Origin of the sequence: Bacillus sp. JNUCC-22 (genome assembly GCF_018861275.1) — a bacterium.
Lineage (GTDB): Bacteria > Bacillota > Bacilli > Bacillales > Bacillaceae > Bacillus > Bacillus velezensis.
Genome location: NZ_CP076408.1, coordinates 3,378,617 through 3,400,566, shown reverse-complemented (window position 1 = coordinate 3,400,566; position 21,950 = coordinate 3,378,617). Strand labels below are relative to the sequence as shown.

General features: G+C 46.3%; 19 protein-coding genes. 15 read left to right on the top strand and 4 right to left on the bottom strand.

Annotation, left to right across the window (positions count from 1 at the left end):
- Window positions 1–33 precede the first annotated feature (33 nt).
- Window positions 34–918 (bottom strand): UTP--glucose-1-phosphate uridylyltransferase GalU, encoded by an 885-nt coding sequence (galU, locus tag JNUCC22_RS16635; protein ID WP_003151367.1) that lies wholly within the window; start codon window positions 916–918, stop codon window positions 34–36.
- A 228-nt stretch (window positions 919–1,146) separates the two neighbouring features.
- Between galU and wecB the strand changes: the two genes are divergently transcribed.
- Window positions 1,147–2,286, top strand: coding sequence for a non-hydrolyzing UDP-N-acetylglucosamine 2-epimerase (wecB, locus tag JNUCC22_RS16630; RefSeq protein WP_216061925.1), 1,140 nt, complete (start codon window positions 1,147–1,149; stop codon window positions 2,284–2,286).
- A gap of 31 nt (window positions 2,287–2,317) precedes the next feature.
- Here the strand turns inward: wecB and JNUCC22_RS16625 are convergent, their stop codons facing one another.
- Complete coding sequence (locus JNUCC22_RS16625; RefSeq protein ID WP_003151369.1) at window positions 2,318–3,235, bottom strand: polyisoprenyl-teichoic acid--peptidoglycan teichoic acid transferase TagU; 918 nt, start codon at window positions 3,233–3,235, stop codon at window positions 2,318–2,320.
- Window positions 3,236–3,414: 179 nt separating this feature from the next.
- On the opposite strand from JNUCC22_RS16625, the gene JNUCC22_RS16620 reads away from it, so the two are divergent.
- The 12 genes from JNUCC22_RS16620 (at window position 3,415) to JNUCC22_RS16565 (ending at window position 17,735) form a co-directional block, all read left to right on the top strand.
- Entirely contained in the window at window positions 3,415–3,732 is a 318-nt protein-coding gene (locus JNUCC22_RS16620) for a hypothetical protein (protein ID WP_007407496.1), read from the top strand.
- 32 nt (window positions 3,733–3,764) lie between these two features.
- On the top strand, window positions 3,765–5,885 hold the full coding sequence (locus JNUCC22_RS16615; protein WP_216061924.1) for a SpoIID/LytB domain-containing protein: 2,121 nt from the start codon (window positions 3,765–3,767) through the stop codon (window positions 5,883–5,885).
- Window positions 5,886–5,906: 21 nt separating this feature from the next.
- Entirely contained in the window at window positions 5,907–7,397 is a 1,491-nt protein-coding gene (locus JNUCC22_RS16610; RefSeq protein ID WP_216061923.1) for an N-acetylmuramoyl-L-alanine amidase, read from the top strand.
- Between the two features lie 217 nt (window positions 7,398–7,614).
- Window positions 7,615–8,274 carry an exopolysaccharide biosynthesis polyprenyl glycosylphosphotransferase gene (locus JNUCC22_RS16605; RefSeq protein WP_014471097.1) on the top strand — a complete coding sequence of 220 codons (660 nt, stop codon included), beginning with the start codon at window positions 7,615–7,617 and terminating at the stop codon, window positions 8,272–8,274.
- Between the two features lie 36 nt (window positions 8,275–8,310).
- Window positions 8,311–9,759, top strand: coding sequence for a teichuronic acid biosynthesis protein TuaB (locus JNUCC22_RS16600; RefSeq protein WP_216061922.1), 1,449 nt, complete (start codon window positions 8,311–8,313; stop codon window positions 9,757–9,759).
- Window positions 9,756–10,952, top strand: a complete 1,197-nt coding sequence (locus JNUCC22_RS16595) for a teichuronic acid biosynthesis protein TuaC (protein WP_216061921.1) — start codon at window positions 9,756–9,758, stop codon at window positions 10,950–10,952. Before JNUCC22_RS16600 ends, JNUCC22_RS16595 begins: the two co-directional genes overlap by 4 nt.
- 4 nt (window positions 10,953–10,956) lie before the next feature.
- Entirely contained in the window at window positions 10,957–12,297 is a 1,341-nt protein-coding gene (locus JNUCC22_RS16590) for a UDP-glucose 6-dehydrogenase TuaD (RefSeq protein WP_216061920.1), read from the top strand.
- 66 nt (window positions 12,298–12,363) lie between these two features.
- On the top strand, window positions 12,364–13,851 hold the full coding sequence (locus JNUCC22_RS16585; RefSeq protein WP_032869544.1) for a teichuronic acid biosynthesis protein TuaE: 1,488 nt from the start codon (window positions 12,364–12,366) through the stop codon (window positions 13,849–13,851).
- The gene (locus JNUCC22_RS16580; RefSeq protein ID WP_025285357.1) at window positions 13,848–14,528 is read left to right on the top strand and encodes a teichuronic acid biosynthesis protein TuaF; all 681 of its coding nucleotides are present in this window, start codon (window positions 13,848–13,850) and stop codon (window positions 14,526–14,528) included. Before JNUCC22_RS16585 ends, JNUCC22_RS16580 begins: the two co-directional genes overlap by 4 nt.
- A gap of 23 nt (window positions 14,529–14,551) precedes the next feature.
- Complete coding sequence (locus JNUCC22_RS16575; protein WP_012118576.1) at window positions 14,552–15,310, top strand: teichuronic acid biosynthesis protein TuaG; 759 nt, start codon at window positions 14,552–14,554, stop codon at window positions 15,308–15,310.
- 19 nt (window positions 15,311–15,329) lie between these two features.
- Window positions 15,330–16,526: a teichuronic acid biosynthesis protein TuaH gene (locus tag JNUCC22_RS16570; protein WP_072589628.1), complete on the top strand. Its 1,197-nt coding sequence runs from the start codon at window positions 15,330–15,332 to the stop codon at window positions 16,524–16,526.
- Window positions 16,527–16,658: 132 nt separating this feature from the next.
- Window positions 16,659–17,735 carry a glycosyltransferase family 4 protein gene (locus JNUCC22_RS16565; RefSeq protein ID WP_003151382.1) on the top strand — a complete coding sequence of 359 codons (1,077 nt, stop codon included), beginning with the start codon at window positions 16,659–16,661 and terminating at the stop codon, window positions 17,733–17,735.
- Between the two features lie 98 nt (window positions 17,736–17,833).
- On the opposite strand, the gene JNUCC22_RS16560 is transcribed toward JNUCC22_RS16565, so the two are convergent.
- Window positions 17,834–19,054, bottom strand: coding sequence for an LCP family protein (locus JNUCC22_RS16560; RefSeq protein WP_061581227.1), 1,221 nt, complete (start codon window positions 19,052–19,054; stop codon window positions 17,834–17,836).
- Window positions 19,055–19,058: 4 nt separating this feature from the next.
- Window positions 19,059–19,706, bottom strand: coding sequence for a YigZ family protein (locus tag JNUCC22_RS16555; RefSeq protein ID WP_007407485.1), 648 nt, complete (start codon window positions 19,704–19,706; stop codon window positions 19,059–19,061).
- Window positions 19,707–19,928: 222 nt separating this feature from the next.
- On the opposite strand from JNUCC22_RS16555, the gene degS reads away from it, so the two are divergent.
- A complete protein-coding gene (degS, locus tag JNUCC22_RS16550) occupies window positions 19,929–21,092 on the top strand; it encodes a two-component sensor histidine kinase DegS (protein ID WP_007407484.1) in 1,164 nt (387 codons plus the stop codon).
- A gap of 76 nt (window positions 21,093–21,168) precedes the next feature.
- Window positions 21,169–21,858, top strand: a complete 690-nt coding sequence (degU, locus tag JNUCC22_RS16545; protein WP_003219701.1) for a two-component system response regulator DegU — start codon at window positions 21,169–21,171, stop codon at window positions 21,856–21,858.
- Window positions 21,859–21,950: the final 92 nt, after the last annotated feature.

Genomic DNA, 21,950 nt, shown 5'->3' with positions numbered 1-21,950 from the left:
CATAAAAAAAGCTGCCGGATTCGGCAGCTTTTTCTATTCGTCAGCTTCTTCTTTTTCAAGAAGATCCTTCATGAACGGAATTAATTTATGGCGGATGTCCTGATCCTGTAAGGCGAATTCAAGTGTCGTCTCGATAAATCCGAGTTTTTCACCGACATCGTAACGTTTTCCTTCGAAATCATAAGCGAAGACACGCTGAATGTCATTGAGCTTTTGGATGGCGTCCGTTAATTGAATTTCTCCCCCTGCACCGACTTCCTGCTGTTCCAGGTACATGAAAATTTCAGGAGTGAAAACGTATCTTCCTAAAATAGCCAAGTTGGAAGGAGCTGTGCCCGGTTCAGGCTTCTCTACAAAATTTTTGACCTGGTAACGGCGGCCTTCATTTGTTAACGGATCGATAATTCCGTAGCGGTGTGTGTCGCTTTCAGGAACTTGCTGAACACCGATGATTGAAGACAATGTTTTTTCGTATTCATCCATCAGCTGACGAAGTCCCGGTTTTTCAGCCTGGACAATATCATCGCCGAGAAGAACGGCGAAAGGTTCATCGCCGATGAAGTTGCGTGCGCACCAAACGGCATGACCGAGTCCTTTTGGCTCTTTTTGGCGAATATAGTGGATATCCGCAATATTTGACGATTTTTTCACTTTTTGAAGCAGTTCGATTTTTCCTTTTTCTTCTAAATTGCGTTCCAGTTCAGGGGCATTGTCGAAATGGTCTTCTATTGCTCTTTTTCCTTTTCCGGTTACGATAATAATATCTTCGATGCCGGATTCGACAGCTTCTTCGATAATATACTGAATTGTCGGCTTATCAACGATTGGAAGCATTTCTTTAGGCATTGCTTTTGTGGCCGGCAAAAAACGAGTGCCTAAACCTGCTGCCGGAATAATGGCTTTGCGTACTTTCTTCACTGAATAACACCATCCTTGTTTCTGCAAAATCTTTTTTTCAGAACTATAACCTAGTCTTTTTCCACTTTACCACAATTGATTAAAATTCACACCTTTTAATCCGCTTTCAAAGAGTCTTGTAACGGTTTTTGCTTTGTTTGCCATTAAGCTTTACAATATCTAAGAAACGGCATAAATATGTTAACATGAAGGGATATCCGACATATAAAACGAGGTGCAGACAAACCGTTGAAAAAACTAAAAGTAATGACCGTATTTGGTACAAGACCTGAAGCAATTAAAATGGCTCCGCTCGTATTAGAGCTTGAAAAATATCAGGAAATTGATTCGCTGGTGACAGTAACCGCACAGCACAGACAGATGCTGGATCAAGTGCTTGAAGCATTCAGCATTACGCCTGATTTTGATTTGAATATTATGAAAGAGCGTCAAACGCTTTCAGAAATTACATCTCATGCTTTGCTGAAACTGGACAAGCTGTTCCAAGAAGTAAAACCAGATATCGTTTTGGTCCACGGAGATACGACGACAACGTTCGCCGGAAGTCTTGCCGCCTTTTATCATCAAATCGCTGTCGGCCATGTGGAAGCCGGTCTGCGTACGCAAAATAAATACTCTCCTTTCCCCGAGGAAATCAACCGGCAGATGACGGGCGTGATCGCTGATGTGAATTTTGCGCCGACAAGCCAGGCTGAACAGAATCTGCTTGCTGAAAATAAAAAGCCGGATTCTATATTTGTCACGGGAAATACAGCGATAGACGCACTTCAAACGACAGTGCGGGAAGATTATTTTCATCCGATTTTTGACAAGCTGGACGGAAGCAGGATGATTCTTTTGACAGCGCACAGACGTGAAAATTTAGGCAGGCCGATGGAACAGATGTTTAAGGCCGTCAGAAGAATCGTTGAAGAGTTTGAGGACGTACAAGTCGTTTATCCCGTTCATTTGAATCCCGCAGTTCGTGAGGCCGCAGAAGCCCATTTCGCTGATTCGGACAGGGTGCATTTAATAGAACCTCTGGAGGTCGTGGATTTCCATAACTTCGCTGCGAAAGCAAATTTCATTCTGACCGACTCGGGCGGAGTGCAGGAGGAAGCGCCTTCTCTCGGAAAGCCGGTCTTGGTGCTTCGGGACACAACCGAGCGCCCCGAAGGAGTGAAAGCCGGGACATTAAAGCTGGCGGGTACAGATGAAGAAACGGTGTATCAGCTGACAAAACAGCTCTTAACCGATCAGGCTGAATATGAACGGATGTCAAAGGCGTCAAACCCTTATGGTGACGGATCGGCTTCAAAACGGATTGCGGAAGAACTGCTTTATCGGTACGGCTATAGAAAAACCCGTCCGCAGCCTTTTACAGAATAAAAAAACTCTGCATCATATGCAGAGTTTTTTATTATTTCAGGCTTTCTTTTAATTCTTTTTTGACTGAAGCGAGGCTTGCTTCATCTAATTTGTAATAATAGATATTGTTGATTCTCGTTCCCGTTCCCTTCAGTTCATGCTGAGTGACTTTGCTGCGGGCGTTTTTATAGTCAGTCATAACCGTCCACATATCATCGAATGACATGTTTGTTTTCATATTGTTTTCAATGACCTTAAACATATCTCCGAATTTTGTGACAGACGAGATGTTTGCCCCTTTAGAAATAATCCCTTCAATCACTTGGCGCTGGCGCTGCTGCCTGCCGAAATCCCCCCGGGGATCTTCTTTTCTCATACGCGTGTAGGCAAGTGCTTCTTCGCCGTTCAGGCTGATGTTCCCCGTTCCGAAAGAGTGCCCGTCGTAGTTGAAGGCAAACGTGCTGTTCACCGTAATCCCGCCGAGTGTATCCACGGTATCTTTGAAGCTCTCCATGTTTACTTTCACAAAATAATCTACCGGCACGTCAAGCAGGTCCTCGACGGTATCCGCGGCCATCTGCGTTCCGCCGAAAGCATAGGAGTGGTTGATTTTATCCATCGTACCTTTGCCGGAGATTTTCGTATACGTATCACGCGGAATGCTGACCATTTCTGTTGTATTCGTTTTAGGATTGACGGTCATATAAATCATCGTATCCGCGCGCCCCTTGTCATTTTTCCGCTCATCGACGCCCATGATTAAAACAGAAATCGGATCCTTCTTTCCGAGATCTATATCCGTGTCACGTTTGTCCGATTTTTTCAAGTCTTCCTGAATGCTTGCCACCGTTGAAGCCGCTTTGTGCCACAAGTAGTAGACGTAGCCTCCTGATGATAAAACTAACAGCCCGATGATTGTTACGATTGTCAGAAGAACTTTTTTCTTCTTTCTTTTTCGTTCAGCTCTCATTTGTCATCACCTTTTCAATTAACTTTCCTGATGCAATTTACTAATCTTTATAAACCCAGTCATATTTTTACTTATAACCATGTAATAGACGAAATTCTTAAAAAAAGGTTACAAAAAGACCTTAAAATTACCTTAAAAAAAATTAGTATAAGACGATACATAAAGATGAGGTGAAAAAAATGAAAAAAACTATTGCAGCTTCGTTCTTAATACTGCTTTTTTCTGTTGTATTGGCAGCGTGCGGAACGGCGGATCAATCAAAGAAGGGAAGCGGTTCTTCGGAGAACCAGGCTCAAAAAGAAACGGCATATTATGTCGGTATGGCGGATACGCACACAATTGAAGTAAAAGTGGATGATCAGCCAGTCAGCTTTGAGTTTTCTGATGACTTCTCTGATGTTCTGAATAAATTCAGCGAAAATGACAAAGTCAGCATCACTTATTTCACAAATGATAAAGGCCAAAAAGAGATCAAGGAAATCGAGAAAGCAAAATAATACACCATGATCAGCAAAAGGCGGGATAAAAATTGAAGAAAACAATATGGGCTGTCTGTTTTTCTGTGATATTCAGCCTGGCTTTATTACCGGAAAGCACTTTTGCGTCCAGTTCTGATATCTCAGTAAAACTGACGAATTATATTGGTAATAAATCGACTCTGAATATCGAACCTTCAGGAACTTATAAACTGACGGGAAGCGATGTCTCCTCCGTTGTCAGATTAGGAGGCGCATCCAAATATGATACGGCTAACACTGCGACATCTAAGTATTGGAAAAACCCGTCCAACGTAGTCGTCGTGAATACGGACGCTTATTTTGCGGACACGCTTTCCGTCATTCCTTTAGCGAATAAACTGAAAGCGCCTGTTCTGCTGACTGAAGCGAAAAAACTGAGCAGCAGCACAGAAGCGCAAATCAAGAAATTCAGTCCGGATAATATTCTAATCATCGGCGGGACGAACAGTATTTCGTCAGCCGCGGAAAAGACATTGAAGAAATACGGCCGCACGAAACGGATCAGCGGAAAAAACAGATATGATCTGTCCAAAAATATTGCGGCCGAAATGGGCAGCTATGACCAAGCGGTCGTAGTAACGGGGGATGTATATACGGATGCGCTGGCAATCGCGCCTTATGCCGCGCAGAACGGCTATCCGATTCTCCTGACGAAAAAAGACTCCCTCCCGAGCTACAATCTGCCTAAAAAAGTAATCATCATGGGAGGCACTTCAAGCGTCAGCAAAGATGTGGAGAATCAAATTAAAAAGAAGGCCTCGGTCACCAAAAGAATTACCGGATCAAACAGATATCAAATATCAGCAAACGCAGTCACTTCGCTTGGCATGGATGCAAGCAAAACGGTGGCTGCCAACGGGACAAAATTAGCGGACATCGTTGTGGGATCGAATATTGCCGCCGCAAACCATATGCCGCTTGTATACATCAAAAAAAGCGAAACACCGGCCGACGAAGCCAGCCTTTTTAAAACGAAAGGCACCTATTCTTATACATTAATAGGCAGCGCGAATTCAATTGCCGATTCAGTTAAGGCTGCTTACGCAAAAGAGTTTTATCTCGTAAACGGAAAGACGTACCGTATTGAAACGTCCGGCGGCAAATTAGGCGTTGCAGGCATTAACAGCGGAAAAACGTCTTTCAAGGCGGTTCCAGAAAAATATTCAACAGCAAACACAATCAGCATTGACGGGAAGCCATATCTGGGGAATATGAGTTTCACTGCGGAATCCGGCAAATATATAAGACCTGTTAATGAAAACATTCCTTTTGAGGATTATTTGAAAGGTGTCCTGCCGAATGAAATGCCGGGAAGCTGGCCGACAGAAGCGCTGAAAGCCCAGGCTGTTGCCGCCCGCACCTACTCTATCGGCAAGATGGGACAAACAGTCGCGGATACAACGGCCTTTCAGGTTTACGGGGGATACAGCTGGTATCCAAACGCCACCGCAGCCGTTAACGGAACAAAAGGGAAAGTGCTCACTTATTCCGGCAGATTGATAGATGCCACTTACTCATCAAGCAATGGCGGTTACATGGAAGCCGGCGATGAAGTGTGGGGATCGAAAGTGCCGTATTTAGTAGCCAAAAAGGACACAAAAGATCCGGAAATCAGCTGGTCTTTAACATTGCAGAAGCAGCAGCTGCCAGCGGGTCTGGATATGAAAAACCCCGCATCCTGGTGGTCTAAAACAAACGAAGCAAATGCTGCGCAGCTCAACGGAATAAAAAATTGGCTGATGAAAAATAAAGAAACCAATGCAAGTTCCATAAAAATTGCAAGTATCTCTGATCTCTCGCTCACCGGAAAAACAAAAGGCCAGCGCGCGGAAGACGCCGCGGTGAAAGTCACGTACCACGTGAATGACAAGTCGAAGGGCTATGTCATGAACAAGACTGCATCTGTTGAGGTGAAAGCGTCTGAACTCAGAACGATGATCGGAGCTTCATCTTTTAAAAGCACATACGCCAGTGCGTCCGGTAATTCTTCGCAAATCACGATATCAGGAAAGGGATACGGTCACGGCGTAGGAATGAGTCAATACGGAGCAAAAGAAAGAGCGGAGGCCGGAGAGCCGTATACTTCTATTCTTGCGTTCTATTATCCTAATACAGCACTTACAAACTACTAAACTTCTGTGGAGGAGATCGGATTGAAATTCATCATAAAATGTCTCCCCGTCTTTATTCTCGGGGTCATTCTATTTGTCCCTTCCGCTTTGGCTGACAACACGGTTAAAAGGATCGGCGGAAGCACCCGGTATGATACGGCTGTACTGGCGGCAAAACAATCATGGGGTGAAGCGAAAACGGTCATTATCACCGGCGGAACTTCATATGCCGATGCAATTGCCGCTGCGCCGCTTGCATATCAAAAAAATGCGCCGCTGCTGTTTACAAATAAAGATCAGCTGTCTGCCGGCACAAAAAAGGGATTAATTGATTTAAAAACGAAAAATGTGATTATCGTAGGCGGCACACCTGCCGTTTCGAAAAATACTGAAAATCAAATTGCTAAATTAGGCATCAGTGTCAAACGATTATCAGGGAGCACGAGATATGCCACAGCCGCAAAAGTGGCGGGTGAAATGACAAGATCTTCTACAGCCCTTGTGGTCAACGGGTTTGTTGATGCAGATGGAATGGCTGCGATTTCTTATGCGTCCGCTAAAAAATATCCGATTTTATTCACTAATGATTCGACATTAAATGGTTCTACGTCCAATGCGATCAAAAGCTTAGGGATTAAAAACACGATTGTCATCGGCGGGACAAGCAGCATCAGCAGCTCACTTTATAATAAGCTGCCGAACCCTTCAAGAATCAGCGGCAAAAACCGCTATAACCTGTCTGTGAATCTTGCAAAAAAGACAGGCCTAAGCACAGGCTATACGTTTGTTACCAATGGTTTTAAAGAGGCGGATACCATCGTCGGAGGCGTGCTGAGCGCCAAACAGGGAAGAGTTCACCTGCTGACGAATGGAGACAGTCTGTCAAAAGACGTCCGGACGTATATCGGAAGTAAAAACATCACCAGCTTCACCGTCATAGGAAGTGCTTCATCTTTAAGCAACAATGCCGCGTCGCAGCTTAAAAATCCGGTTGTCGGCAAAACGGTCTTTATTGATCCGGGGCATGGCTATCAGGATTCAGGTGCAACCGGAAACGGCTTGCTTGAGAAAAATGTAAACCTTGATATCGCTACGCGTCTTAACAATCAATTATACGGGGCGGGCGCGCTTACTGTAATGTCGAGGAAGGGCGACACCTTTGACTCGCTTGAGGAGAGAGTGAACAAAGGGGCGAAGGCGAACGCCGATATTTTCATCAGCGTCCATGCGAACGCAAATGATAACAGCAGTGCAAACGGTACGGAGACGTATTATGATAAAACGTACCAATCCGCAAACAGTCTGAGGCTTGCCCAAAATATTCAGCCGAGAATGGTTTCTGCTCTCGGCACGCGTGACCGCAGTGTGAAAACTGCCGGATTTTACGTCATTAAGTATTCTAAAATGCCGAGTGTCTTGTTAGAAACCGGTTTTGTCACAAGCCCGATTGATGCCAACATTTTAAAACAATCAACGAAAAAGGACAGACTCGCGGCGGGGATCACCCAAGGCGTTTCCTCCTATTTCAGATAATATTTTTCATGGAAACAGACCGGTTCATACCGGTCTGTTTTTTTATTTTTCATTATGCTTTGTCTCAAATATGGATATGAATAGATTTACAATAAAAAAACAATAATCGAAACATTCTAATAAACATTAACGCTTCCTTTACTTCCAATTAACATCCATCTGCTAAACTCACGGCATAGGTCATCAAACATCCCAACAAATCGTGAGGTGTGTGTCAGTGGGAGCAGAGAAAAGCATGAATGTAAATAATAACTATGCAGTGCGGCAGGGGACTTCCGCTGCCGTTACGGAAAGAACGGCCCGTTATTTGGCTTTTAAGCGATTCATGGACATTGTGTTTGCGCTTGCGGGGCTCTTGGCGGCACTCCCGGTGATGGGCCTGTTCTCCATACTGATTCGTTTGGAGTCGCCCGGCCCGGCTTTTTATAAGCAGGAGCGGGTAGGCAAAGACGGGAAGCCGTTTTATTTGTATAAGCTCCGCTCTATGAAAATAGATGCTGAAAAATCGGGGGCGGTCTGGGCGCTGAAAAAGGATCCCCGCGTGACAAAGGTCGGCGCTTTTATCAGAAGGACCCGTATTGATGAGCTGCCGCAGCTGTTAAATGTGCTTCGGGGAGAAATGAGCCTGATCGGCCCGCGTCCCGAGCGGCCCGTGTTTACGGAACAGTTTCAGGCTGAGATTCCGGGGTTTACGGAGCGGCTGGCCGTTAAGCCGGGATTAAGCGGCTGGGCGCAGGTCAACGGGGGATATGACATGACACCGAGGGAAAAACTGATGTTTGACTTATATTATATCCGCAACCTGACCTTTTCGTTGGAACTGAAGATTATGCTCAAAACGTGCAAAGTGATCTGGACCGGTGACGGGGCGCGATAAAAATTCTGGTCAGCAGACAAAAAAGTAGGGAAAACGATGCCTAGTATTACAAATCAAATCTTGAGCGGCGCCAAATGGACAAGTATTTCGACAGCGTGTATTACGGTCATTCAAATCGTCCAATTCGCCCTGCTCGGGCGGGTCATGTCACTGGCTGAATTCGGCCTTGTCGGCATGATCACAACGGTAGTGGTGTTTGCCCAAATTGCGCTTGATATGGGTTTTGGCGCCGCGCTCATTCAAAAAGATCATGTGACTGATAAACAGATGTCTTCCTTGTACTGGCTGAATATCATAACGGGGCTTGCGCTGTTTGCGCTGCTGTTTTTCAGCAGTCCGCTCATCGCCGATTTTTATCGGCGGGAGGAGCTTGTCTATTTAATCCGCGTGCTGGCCGTCATGTTTTTAATCGCGCCGATCGGTCAGCAATACCAGTATATGCTGCAAAAAGCGCTGGCATTTAACACGTTAAGCAAGATTGAAATCTTTTCAAATGTGCTGTCCTTCGTGTATTTGGCTGCCGCGGTTTTTTATACGGACCCGATTCTCGCCTATGTGATTTCCCAGGTGCTCCTGCAATCGTCAAAAGGCATTCTGTACTGGATGGCCTGCAGAAAAACATGGAGACCGGCGTTGGTTTTTGATCTGAAAGGAATGAAAGGCTTCTTTTCTTTCGGGGCCTTTCAGCTGTCTTCCCGGCTTGTGAACCGGCTCGGAGCGAATATTGATATGATTCTGATCGGCAGTTTTATCGGCGCTGAGGCGCTCGGCATTTACAATCTGGCCTACCAGATTGTCACGCTTCCGGTATTAAAAATTAATCCGATCATTACGAGAGTCGCGTTTCCCGTCTTTGCGAAAAACAAGCATGAAAACAGCGTTATCAGAGAAGGATTTCTCAATATGACCAAAATACTCGCGCTGATATCCTTTCCGCTTTTGCTCGGTTTGGTTTCAGTGTCGGATGCATTCGTGGCTTCGGTATTCGGAGAAAAATGGCTGGCGGCTGTCCCGGTTTTAAACGTTCTCGCCATCGTCGGGATATTAAGGGTTCTGATGAATCCGAACGGATCTGTGCTGCTCGCAAAAGGGCGGGCCGATCTGGCGTTTTATTGGGACGCCGGGGTGATGCTGCTGTATGGTGCATCTTTGTACGCCGCCGTGCTGTCCGGAAATCTCTTGACGGTAGCCTGGACGTACGCTTTCATCAGCATCCTGAATTTCCTGATCGGGCGATGGCTGTTGGCATATGTCATTAAGCTGCGGCTGTCGGCTTACTTCAAAGCCGTGGCCAAACCGTTTCTGCTTACGGCGGCAATGGGTGTCATCGCTTTTACAGCCAGCTTCGGAACGGAGCAGATCAGCCTTGATGTCAAGCTGCGGCTGGCGATCTCCGTAGCCTGCGGCGCGTTGTGTTATTTATTCCTGTTAGGAAAAGCTTATCCGCAGATGAAAAGTAAATTAAGAAAAGGACGTTTGCTATGAAGGTATTGTGGATGACAAGTGTCTATCCGAGCAGTGAGAAGCCGGGGGAAGGCGTTTTTCATGAAACACAGGCGCAAGAACTGAGAAAGCTTGGCGCGGAGATGACCGTCATTTGTCCGCGGCCGAAACTCGCCGCGCCATTCCGGGTGCTGAAAAAGACGTATCGGCAAAAGGATATCAGGCCGGCACATGAATGGCGGAAAGGCGTGTCCGTCCACCGGCCGTTTTATCAGGCGGTTCCCGGGCAGCTGAAATGGGCGCAGCCGCATAAAAGAATGGCGTCATCGATTCTTTCCGCGATTAAAAATCATGGCCTGAAGCCCGATCTGATTCACGCGCATTTCGCCATGCCGTCAGGCGGAGCGGCCGCCATTGTGTCAAAGGCTTTAGGCATCCCGTATGTGCTGACCTTGCATGGCAGTGATGTCAATGTCTATCCGCATTACAGCAAAAGCGCTCATCGCGCATTTACATTTGCGGTGCGGGAAGCTGCCGATATTTACGCTGTGAGCGGCAGTCTGCGGGAACAAATGAAAAAGCTCATCGAAGCGGAGTGCAGCGTGCTTCCGATCGGCATCACGCTTGACGCCTTCGGAAAAAGGAACGAGACGAAAGAAGCCGTCAGAAAACCGCTCGGCCTTCCTCCGGATAAAAAACTGATCGTGTTCATCGGCAGGCTTGTCAAAGAGAAAGGCGTTTTCGACTTATCAAAAGCCGTTCAGTCATTGGATGAAAATTATGAAGCTGTCTTTGTCGGTGACGGTCCCGCCGCATCTTCATTGCGTGAAGCCGCTCATATCGTCACGGGGCAAGTGCCGAACGACAAGGTACAGGACTATCTGCTGGCCTCGGATGTAATGGCGCTGCCGTCCTACAGCGAAGGCATGCCGACTGTGGTCATTGAGGCGCTCGCTCTGAAGGTGCCGGTGATCTGCACCGATGTCGGAGGATTGGCTTCTTTATTCGGGAAACACCGGGGGTTGCTGATCAAGCCGGGTTCACCTGAGACGCTGGCAGAATCGATTCTGCAATATGACGGAGGAGAGGCTTGGACGCCGCAAACAGCCGAGGAACTTTATCAAACCGTCCGCACGTATTTTGACGCAAGCCAAAACGCGAAAGCGCTGAAAGAGAAATACCGATCCGTAATGAACCGGGCCGGGCAAGAGGAGAACCTTTCGAAAGAGGGATGAAGCTGTGAAAAAAATCGCTGTATTAGGAACAGGGTATGTAGGTCTTGTATCTGGAACTTGTTTTGCGGAAATCGGCCATCATGTGACTTGCTGTGACATCAATGAAGCGAAAATCAGAAGCTTGCAAAACGGAGTCATCCCGATATATGAACCGGGGCTTGAGGAATTAGCCGAAAAAAATGTCAGTGCCGGGCGCTTATCCTTTACGGCCGGCATTGAGCCGGCTGTGAAAGCCGCTGATATCATCTATATCGCCGTCGGTACGCCGATGTCAAAGACGGGTGAAGCCGATCTGACCTACATTAAGGCAGCGGCGCAAACAATCGGAGAACAGCTGAACGGATACAAAATCATTGTCACCAAAAGCACTGTTCCGGTCGGGACGGGAAAGCTCGTTTACCAAATCGTCAGCAAAGCGTCAAAGGGAAAATATCCGTTTGATGTCGCGTCAAATCCTGAATTCCTCCGCGAAGGTTCGGCGGTGCGGGATACGATGCAGATGGAGCGGGCGGTCATCGGCGCCACAAGCGAACATGCCGCTTCGGTCATTGAAGAGCTTCATAAGCCGTTCCGTACGAAGATCGTAAAGACCAATCTTGAAAGCGCGGAAATGATTAAGTATGCCGCAAATGCTTTTTTAGCCGCCAAAATATCTTTTATTAACGATATCGCCAATATTTGCGAACGTGTCGGGGCGGACATTTCCCATGTGTCAGAAGGCGTCGGTCTTGACAGCCGGATCGGGAATAAATTTCTCCAGGCGGGCATCGGATTCGGCGGATCCTGCTTTCCGAAGGATACAACGGCTTTATTGCATATCGCAAACGCCGCCGGCTATCCGTTTCAAATGATGGAAGCCGTCATTGAAACCAATCAGAAGCAGCGGGTCCGTATTACGGAAAAATTGAACCGCACAATCGGTCCCTTAAAAGGGAAAACCGCGGCCGTACTGGGGCTGGCCTTTAAACCGCACACAAATGACGTCCGCTCCGCCCCGGCTCTTGATATCATCACAAGTCTTAAAGAGCAGGGCGCTCACGTGAAAGCGTATGATCCGATCGCGATTCCCGAAGCGTCAGCGATATTAGGAGACGGCGGCATTGAATATCACACAGAGCTGTACAGTGCCATCAAAAACGCGGACGCATGCCTGATTACAACAGATTGGCCGGAAGTCAAGGAGATGGATCTTCAGAGAGTGAAGCAGCTGCTCAAACAGCCGGTCATCATTGACGGCAGAAATATGTTTCCGTTGGAGTATATGAGGGTTTCAGGATTCACTTATCATTCCGTCGGACGTCCGGCGGTTCATGCCGATCGGCAAATAAAAGAACTGGCAAGATAGAAAAAGATTGTCTTCAGGCTCTCGGCAGCCCGGCTCGGCTGCCGGTTTTGGAAAGGGGTTTGCCATGTGAGTATCAAACGTTCAGCGGCACATGTTCTTGTGCTGCTTGCCGCTCTCATTACAGGAGGATTCATCATGCTGGAGGCGGTCAGGGCGGATGCCGGCTTCGGAAAAATCACCGTGCTGCTGTTTGCCGCCATGATCGGCTTTGCCGGACTTGCTTTGCTATCCGCCTTTACAACAAACGGTCAGATGTTTATGGGACTCATTTATATACTGATCGCGTGTACATTTTTAAACCAGGCCTTCTTTGCGGTCCATCTCGGATTTTTCAGCTTATTTATATACCGGCTGTTATTAATCGGAGCGGGCGCCCTTCACGTCGCCGGCATCCTGACAAACCGCCATCATATTGACAGATGGAATCGGGTGAATGTAAAAGGGGTTCTGATGTTTTTCGCCTTATGGTTTACATACGGTCTCCTATCGTTATTGTGGGCAAAATCCGTGACGTACGGGATTAAATATTTAGCTTTAATGGGAATGGGCATGTTTTTGATTTATCTTATTGTCATGTTCATTCAGCGCTTTGATCAGCTGATGGTTTTTTACGGCATATGGCTTGTGATGACCATTTTTGTGATGGCGATCGGCTTTTACAACCATTTTACACACCACCATCTGCCGAGCTCCACGCTTTATAACGGCCCGCAGTACAAACAGCATTATCCGACGTCCGTTTTCTTTAATCAAAATGATTTCGCGACGTTTTTGTGCATCAGTTTCTTTCTGTATGCGGCGGCGGTGAAAAATATGAAAAACGGCTATGTGAAGGCCGTCAGCCTGCTCTTTGCAATCTGCGCTTTGTATTTAATCATTTTGACCGGTTCGCGCGCGAGTCTGCTGGGCATATGCGCGGGGGCGGCTGTATACGTCTTCATCCTGCTGCCTTCCCTGTTGAAAAAACTCGCGCTGTACGCAGCGGGAGCGGGTGCGGCGCTGTTTGCGGTTTTATTTGCGGGCCGTATCACCAATGCCGTCTTGAATCTGTTTTCAGCTCCGCAGGCGATGCCGGGACAGCAACCGCTTCCTTCCAACCTTGCGAGGGCGAATCTTTTAAAAAACGCCTTTCACTATGTGATTGATTCCTGGGGGTTCGGAGTGGGTGCCGGAAACGTCTCTTACTATTTAAAAGCAGAGCCCGTTTATGATACGGGCGGCGTAGTTGAGGTGCACAACTGGCTCGTCGAGATTATGGCGAACTTCGGCGTGCTTACGATGCTCGGTTACCTGACAGTCTATTTGTTCCTTTTTTGGACACTTTATAAATGTCATGAAAGAAAATCGGAAAATCAGTCAAGACTGATCACAGAAGGACTTATCACGGCGATGGCCGGTTTTTTGGTAAGCAGCATCAGCCCAAGCTCCGTATCAAATTTATTTTTCCACTGGGTATTTCTCTCGCTCGTGATCGCGGCGGTCAATATATTGAGGCGTTTACAAAAGGAGCCTGCCGTCACGGCGTACTATGAAAAACAGGGAGATGCGAGATGAAGGATATGTTGACAAGAATAACCCGGCGTATCAAAAAGAATATCATTTGGATCATTGCGCTGCCCGTTGTGTTAGGGGCAGCGGGATATGTATTGCCGTCAAAAATCAGCGGGGGCAGCAGTTTTACATCAGAAGCCGCGATCGCCGCGGGAAATTATGATCATCCGCTTTATAACAATACAAAAGAAATCCCGCTCCTTTTGACGAGCGATGCCTTTTTAAAGCAGGCTTTGCCTGATAAAACAGACGAAGAAAGAGCGGCCGTGAAAAGTAAACTGACTGTCGAAACACAATCAGATTCATTGATCACGGTCAGCTACAGCGGCCAAAACAAACAGGAGACCGAATCGGTGTTTCAAGCCGTCATAAAAACTTTTCTGAGGAATGATCAGGACCTGTTTGAAAAACGGGCAAAAGTAGTGCGGCAGAGTATTGCTGCGCTTGAAGGAGAAACCGTCAGCGCGGACGCCAAAGTGGATAAGGAACGATTTTTATACGAATTGAAAAATACGCAGCTGAACCTGAAAGCGGCCGGCATCATCAATTCAGAGCCGATGAATGAAACGGCGGGACAAGGCATGCCGCCGAAAAAGAAAGCGGTTCTGGGCGTTTTAATCGGCATTGCAGTTGCATTTATGTTCATTGTCATTCCTGAGTTTTTTAGAGAGTCCTTGTAAAAATCTGCGATGGAGATGTGACCATGACAAACTGGAAACCTTTCGTATCTGTCATTACACCGTCTTATAATGCAAGTGAATATATCGAAGACACGATTCAGTCCGTTTTACATCAAAGCCACCCGCATTGGGAAATGATTATCGCGGATGATTGTTCAACGGACGGAACGAGAGATATTTTACGGCAATATGAACAAAAGGATGAGCGGATCCGCGTCGTTTATTTAGAGAAAAACGGGGGAGCCGCGGCTGCCAGAAATACAGCCCTTAAACATGCCAAGGGCCGTTATGTCGCATTTCTGGACAGCGATGACAGATGGAAAAAGGAAAAGCTTCAAAAACAGCTTGCGTTTATGGCAGAGCGGTCCTGCGCTTTTTCATTTACGGGCTACAGCGTCATGGAGCAGGACGGAACGCCGACGGACAAAACGATTCAAGCCCCTGAAAGCCTGTCATATGATGAAGCTTTAAAAAACACGATTATCGGATGTTTAACGGTCATGATTGACAGAGAGCAGACGGGGCAGATTCAAATGCCTGATATCAGAACGCGGCAGGATTTAGCGACATGGCTTTCCCTGCTGAAAAGGGGATTTACGGCTTACGGCCTGAATGAGTGCCTTTCAGAATACAGGCTTGTGCAGAATTCGATTTCAAGCAACAAGTGGAAAGCCGCAAAAAAAACGTGGTTTGTTTATAGAGAAATTGAGCGCCTGCATTTTATCAAGGCTTCGTGGTGTTTTATGCAATATGCAAAAAACGCAGTCTTGAAAAGGCTGTAGGCGTCAGAGGAGCTGGGTGATGAAGGTGGAACCGATTATTCACGTAATCGTCGGAGCGGCGGAATGGGGGCATGACCGGCTGAGATACAGACGGCACCGGCTGGCTGAATTTCTCGCCCGGCAAAAAGAAACGAAAAGCGTCATTTGGGTATGCCCGTCTCCGCGAGCCAATGATGGTCAGATGGCCGGGATCGCCGAGGGAATCCGGCAGTTCACTGTAAAGGATCTCATGCGGCAAAAAGCTTTCCGCTTCGGCAGGTATACAGACATGTGCTACAGGCATAAGCTTTCACCATTGGTGAACATGCTGAAGGAAGAAGGAGAAGGGGCCCGCTGCTGCTTATGGTACACCTTCCCCGGTTTTCCGCTGCTGGCAGATCTGTTTCCTTGGGATGAAGTGATTTACGATTGCAGTGATCTGTGGGCCGCTCCGATCAGCGGCCGATCCGGGGTGCTGTCAAATGTTAGAAGAAACATCATTAAACAGGCGGAAATGAGAATCATTCAGCGTGCCGATTCCATTACGTGTACATCTGACTGTCTGCACCAGGAGGTCGGAAAAAAGCTGGAGAACCCGCACCAGAAAGTGTTCACCATTGAAAACGGAGTGGAATATGACCTGTTTTCACGGGAAAATAAACAGCCGGATGAAGACATTTTACGGGGACGGAACGGAACGGTTCTCGGTTTTATCGGCGGAATCAAACCGAAGCTCGATTTTGCGCTTATGGCGGAAACGGCAGATGTGAGGCCTGACTGGACGATTTTATTGGTAGGCCCGAACACGGCTCAGGACGATCCGGATTTCAAGTCGCTTCTGGAGCGTCCGAATGTCATCTGGACGGGGCCTGCCGCGCCGAATGAAGTGCCGTCCTATATGCAGCTTGTCGACATCGGCATCATGCCGTATAAAAATTCACCTTATAATGACGCGGTATTTCCGCTTAAGCTTTTTGAATTTTTAGCCGCCGGGAAACCGGTTGTCGGCTGCAACCTTTCTTCTACGTCAAAAATCAAAAGGCCTTTCGTCTATGAATACGTTGAAGGCAGTGACCCCGCAGATTTCATTGCGGCCTGCGACGCGCTTCTGGCAGCGGAACGCAGCGGATCATACGAGGCTTTGCGCCGTGAATTGGCCCGGAGACGGGATTGGAATGTTTTATTCGGCCGAATGCTTGAATGCACGGGTATATTGAAAAATGCGCAATCCCATTAAAAGGGAAAGCGCATTTTTTCATTTGCGTGTTTCTTTTTGATGATGCTTGTTATAATAACTAGTAAGAATTATAATGGAAGGAACGGTTCAATATCAGAAAAGACTTCATATAATTCCAAAGGAGACTTCTTTATGCTTGACGAACGCATGTTTCGCATTGTTGTTGCGTTTTTTGTCTCTCTGCTAACGGTTTTAATCCTAACTCCTATCGTAAAAAAAATTGCGATCAAAATAGGTGCAGTTGACCAGCCCAGCAACCGAAAAGTACATGATAAAATAATGCCCCGTATGGGCGGCCTGGCCATCTTTATCGGCGTAGCGGCGGGTGTGCTCGCGGCCGGCATATATAATGAAACAAAAATGACCGCCATTACAGTGGGTGCGTTTATTATTGTTATTTTAGGAATCCTCGATGATAAATACCAATTAAGCGCAAAGGTAAAGTTTTTCGTCCAGCTGGCCGTGGCCATTATGATTGTGAGCACGGGACTAAAAATGGACTTTTTCTCCGTACCGTTTTTAACGGAACGTTTAGAATTGGGATGGGTCGCTTACCCGCTGACTGTGTTATGGATCGTCGGTATTACGAACGCGATGAACCTGATTGACGGTTTGGACGGACTCGCTGCCGGCCTGTCGGTCATCGGACTCTCCACTATCGCCGTTATGGCGTTGTCCGGAGGGAAAATCCTTATTCTGTCACTTTCACTTGTCGTGATAGGAAGCACACTCGGATTTTTATTTTATAATTTTCACCCGGCAAAGATATTTATGGGAGATACCGGATCGCTATTTCTCGGATACGTCATCTCAGTACTCTCATTATTAGGTCTTTATAAAAGTGTTACTTTATTCAGTATCATCATTCCGATCATCATTTTGGGCGTGCCGATTTTTGATACGACATTCGCCGTCATCAGGCGGATTTTAAACAAACAGCCGATCTCAGCGCCTGATAAGTCACATATACACCACCGGCTGATGGCCTTCGGGCTGTCACACCGCACGGCTGTCATTATCATTTATTTAATCGGCTTTATTTTCAGCGTCAGTGCCATCCTGCTGAAAAGCGCGACCATATGGCTTTCGCTGTTTATTATTTTTGTATTGATTGTATTTATGCAAATCATAGCAGAGGTCACAGGGTTAGTAAATGAACAATTTAAACCATTTACCAAGTTTTACAAGAGATTGGTAAAGAAAAATTAAAAAGAGCAGATCATGCGAATGGTCTGCTTTTTTGTGGATTCTGCTATTCTCTTATTATATAAAAAAACCCGATCCTGCTCAAAGGATCGGGTTTACTCTTAATAGCCTGTTGTGCCGCCGGACTGTGTGCTGTCCGTACCGTTTGCACCGGCAGTACCGTTGGTTGAATCAGTGGTACCGCTTGTTCCTGCGCTGCCGGAAGTCGAATCAGCCGTACCGCCTGTTCCTGTGCTGTCAGAAGTCGAATCAGTCGTACTGTCCGTTCCGGTGCTGTTAGAAGCAGGATCGGACGCCGTGCTGCTTCCGGACGGGTAATCCAGGTGTTTCTGCAATTCCTGCCGTACTTTTTCGAGATTGGTCGGATCGGGCTGGAAATAATACGTTCCGCCCGTAGACGCGGTTCCGCCGCCGCCTAAATATAAATCTGATCCTGTTATGGTCAGTGTATCAATCTTTTTGCTGGTAAAGCCGTTGTAAATCTGCTGAAGGGCGAGTCCTTCAGTGATTCGAATATTCGTTTGGACATTATTGCTTGCTGTTTCAGCGATTTTATCGATTTTAGCAATATTTCCAGCCTTAGACATTTGGTCGATCAGTGCATTTAGGATTTGCTTTTGGCGGTCATTACGGCCGAAGTCTCCGCGTTTATCCTGCTTTCTCATGCGTGCGTAAGCCAGAGCCTGCTCACCGTTCAAATGCATGTTTCCTTTCTTGAAGTAGATCCGTTTCTTTTTACTGACGTCACTCATCTCGTCGAAGTCAAAAGGTACTTTTACATTGACTCCGCCGACTTCATCAATAACATCCTTAAAGCCGTTAAAATCGACAGTGACATACTTATCAATCGGTATGCCTAATAAGTCTTCGACGGTTGAGACGGTTTCATCCGCCCCGCCTTTAGCAAAAGCCGCATTGATTTTTGATTTTTTACCGGTTGTATCGCCGGCAAGCGTCACCCGCGTATCACGCGGAATACTCAGCATTTTCATTGTTTTATTTCTCGGATCAAGGGTAACGACAATAAGAGAGTCTGATCGTCCGCCTTTTCCGCTTGTGGCATAATTTTCGATCCCCATAAACAAAATGGAGAACGGTTTTTTCTTCATATCGATGACTTTATCCCGAAGTTTTGATTTGTCTCCGCGGGAAAGGGCATCATATGCATTATCTGCCGCATTGATCGTTTTGTATACTTTGTATCCGCCAAACCCGGCAGCGACTAACAAAACGAGGGTAAGCAGCAGCAAAATCCGTTTGAATATGATCTTTCGTTTGCTTTTCTTTTTCTTTCGAACACGCACTCTTACACGTTCAGCCATTACATTAGTCTCCTTTAGGGCTGACGTCTGTTTCTAAATACGTCAGTTCTCCCTCTGTATTCTTACTCTTGCCGTTCGTCAGCTCTGTCATCCATTTGATAAACGCTTCTTTGTCTTTTTCTTCAACGTACGTTTCAAATTCGACATGATCCGCATAATGGATATCTTTCAGTAAAAAAACTGATTCTCTCAGTTCGTTCTCTATCTTGCCGAGCCACGTATAATCCGCTGATGTATGCATAATCCGCATCAGCTTCCGCTCCGTAACTCCTATATGATTTAAGCCTTCAGACACTGACTTCCCATATGCACGAATCAATCCGCCTGCACCGAGCTTTATTCCGCCGAAATACCGGGTAACCACCGCGCAGGTATCTTTCAGACCGCGTTTTTTCAGCACTTCCAGCATGGGGACGCCGGCTGTGCCGCTTGGTTCTCCGTCATCATTCGCCTTTTGTATATGGTCGGTTTCGCCGATCAGATAAGCTGAGCAGTTATGAGTCGCATTCCAGTGCTGTTTTTTTATCTTTTGTATAAATTCCTGCGCTTCCTCTTCAGAAGCAGCACGGCTCAGGTGACAGATAAAACGCGATTTTTCAATCACAATCTCATGTTCACCCGTTTCTTTAACTGTTAAATAGCTGTGCAGCATGATTGCTGGACCCTCCTGACAAGCATTAAAAGACTTGTTTCTACAAATTCGAACAGACTTTAGAATTTTTGCGCATATTTTGGTATCATGAAAGAGTAAGATACTATATAAAAATGTTTTTTTCTAGAATATACGCATTCTTTCATTATAATTCGACATAAATTGCAGTTCAATTACATTTATAATAAAAATACATAACAACACCGTTACGGAGGGAGACAGATGAATAAATCGAAGATGGACTCCAAAGTTTTGGATTCTATACTTATGAAAATGCTGAAAACCGTGGACGGGAGCAAGGACGAGGTTTTTCAAATCGGAGAGCAGTCGCGCCAGCAATATGAGCAGCTGGTTGAAGAACTCAAACAGATCAAACAGCAGGTCTACGAAGTCATTGAGCTGGGCGACAAACTTGAAGTTCATACGCGGCACGCACGAAACCGCTTGTCTGAAGTAAGCAGAAATTTCCATAAGTTCAGCGAAGAAGAAATTCGCAACGCCTATGAAAAGGCGCACAAACTTCAAGTGGAACTGACGATGATCCAACAGCGTGAAAAGCAGCTGCGGGAGCGCAGAGATGATTTAGAACGTCGGCTTTTGGGGCTTCAGGAAATCATTGAACGGTCAGAATCTTTGGTCAGCCAAATAACCGTCGTTCTGAATTACCTGAATCAAGACCTTCGCCAAGTAGGGCTTCTTCTTGCCGATGCGCAGGCTAAACAAGATTTCGGTTTAAGAATCATTGAAGCCCAAGAGGAAGAAAGAAAAAGAGTTTCCAGAGAAATTCATGACGGTCCCGCGCAAATGCTGGCAAATGTCATGATGAGATCGGAATTAATTGAACGGATCTTCCGCGACCGCGGCACGGAGGACGGATTTCAGGAAATCAGAAATCTGCGGCAGAATGTGCGGAATGCCCTTTACGAAGTCAGAAGGATTATATATGATTTAAGACCGATGGCATTGGACGATCTCGGGCTGATTCCGACACTGAGAAAATATCTTTATACAACTGAAGAATACAACGGAAAGGTGAAAATACATTTTCAGTGTATCGGAGACACAGAGAACCAAAGGCTTGCCCCGCAATTTGAAGTGGCGCTTTTCCGTCTCGCTCAGGAAGCCGTCACAAATGCACTCAAGCATTCAGAATCAGAGGAAATTACAGTAAAAGTGGAAGTAACCGCTGATTTTGTCGTTCTCATCATTAAGGACAACGGAAAAGGCTTTGATATTAAGGATGCTAAACAAAAGAAAAACAAATCATTCGGCTTGCTGGGAATGAAAGAAAGAGTAGATCTGCTTGAAGGAACGATAACGATAGACTCTAAAATAGGTCTTGGGACATTTATCATGATTAAGGTTCCGTTATCTCTCGGCCTATAATTTGTTAAATAGAGCCAAAAGACATATTGACCGAACAGCGGCGTATATAGAACAATAGGATAAGGAGGCGTAGCGTGTGACTAAAGTAAATATTGTTATTATCGACGACCATCAACTATTCCGTGAGGGTGTAAAAAGAATATTGGATTTTGAACCTACCTTTGAAGTGGTAGCAGAAGGTGACGATGGAGATGAGGCGGCTCGAATCGTCGAGCATTATCATCCCGATGTTGTCATAATGGACATCAATATGCCGAATGTAAATGGAGTAGAGGCTACTAAACAGCTTGTTGAGCTGTACCCTGAATCTAAGGTGATTATCCTCTCCATCCATGATGATGAAAACTATGTGACTCATGCTTTAAAAACAGGTGCAAGAGGCTATCTCCTGAAAGAGATGGACGCAGATACTTTAATCGAAGCAGTGAAAGTGGTAGCCGAGGGCGGTTCTTACCTTCACCCGAAAGTAACCCACAATCTTGTCAACGAATTCCGCCGTCTTGCGACAAGTGGAGTTTCTGCTCATCCTCAGCATGAGGTTTACCCGGAAATCCGGAGACCATTACATATATTAACGAGACGGGAATGTGAAGTGCTGCAAATGCTTGCAGACGGAAAAAGCAACCGCGGAATCGGTGAATCATTGTTTATCAGTGAGAAAACAGTGAAAAATCACGTGAGTAATATTTTGCAGAAAATGAACGTTAATGACCGGACACAAGCCGTTGTCGTGGCCATTAAAAACGGCTGGGTAGAGATGCGTTAGTCATGTGTGAGAAGACTTGCCTGTTATGGCAAGTCTTTTTTTACAGCTGCATATCTATTAAAATACTTATTAAGTACTTAATAAGGCAGGTA

Excerpts from the sequence above, each read along its gene's own strand:
- JNUCC22_RS16560 (WP_061581227.1), bottom strand. The coding sequence starts at position 19,054 with ATGGCTGAACGTGTAAGAGTGCGTGTTCGAAAGAAAAAGAAAAGCAAA.
- JNUCC22_RS16600 (WP_216061922.1), top strand. The coding sequence starts at position 8,311 with ATGCCTAGTATTACAAATCAAATCTTGAGCGGCGCCAAATGGACAAGT.
- JNUCC22_RS16620 (WP_007407496.1), top strand. The coding sequence starts at position 3,415 with ATGAAAAAAACTATTGCAGCTTCGTTCTTAATACTGCTTTTTTCTGTT.
- JNUCC22_RS16570 (WP_072589628.1), top strand. The coding sequence starts at position 15,330 with ATGAAGGTGGAACCGATTATTCACGTAATCGTCGGAGCGGCGGAATGG.
- JNUCC22_RS16555 (WP_007407485.1), bottom strand. The coding sequence starts at position 19,706 with ATGCTGCACAGCTATTTAACAGTTAAAGAAACGGGTGAACATGAGATT.
- JNUCC22_RS16575 (WP_012118576.1), top strand. The coding sequence starts at position 14,552 with ATGACAAACTGGAAACCTTTCGTATCTGTCATTACACCGTCTTATAAT.
- JNUCC22_RS16625 (WP_003151369.1), bottom strand. The coding sequence starts at position 3,235 with ATGAGAGCTGAACGAAAAAGAAAGAAGAAAAAAGTTCTTCTGACAATC.
- degS (WP_007407484.1), top strand. The coding sequence starts at position 19,929 with ATGAATAAATCGAAGATGGACTCCAAAGTTTTGGATTCTATACTTATG.
- JNUCC22_RS16595 (WP_216061921.1), top strand. The coding sequence starts at position 9,756 with ATGAAGGTATTGTGGATGACAAGTGTCTATCCGAGCAGTGAGAAGCCG.
- JNUCC22_RS16565 (WP_003151382.1), top strand. The coding sequence starts at position 16,659 with ATGCTTGACGAACGCATGTTTCGCATTGTTGTTGCGTTTTTTGTCTCT.
- JNUCC22_RS16580 (WP_025285357.1), top strand. The coding sequence starts at position 13,848 with ATGAAGGATATGTTGACAAGAATAACCCGGCGTATCAAAAAGAATATC.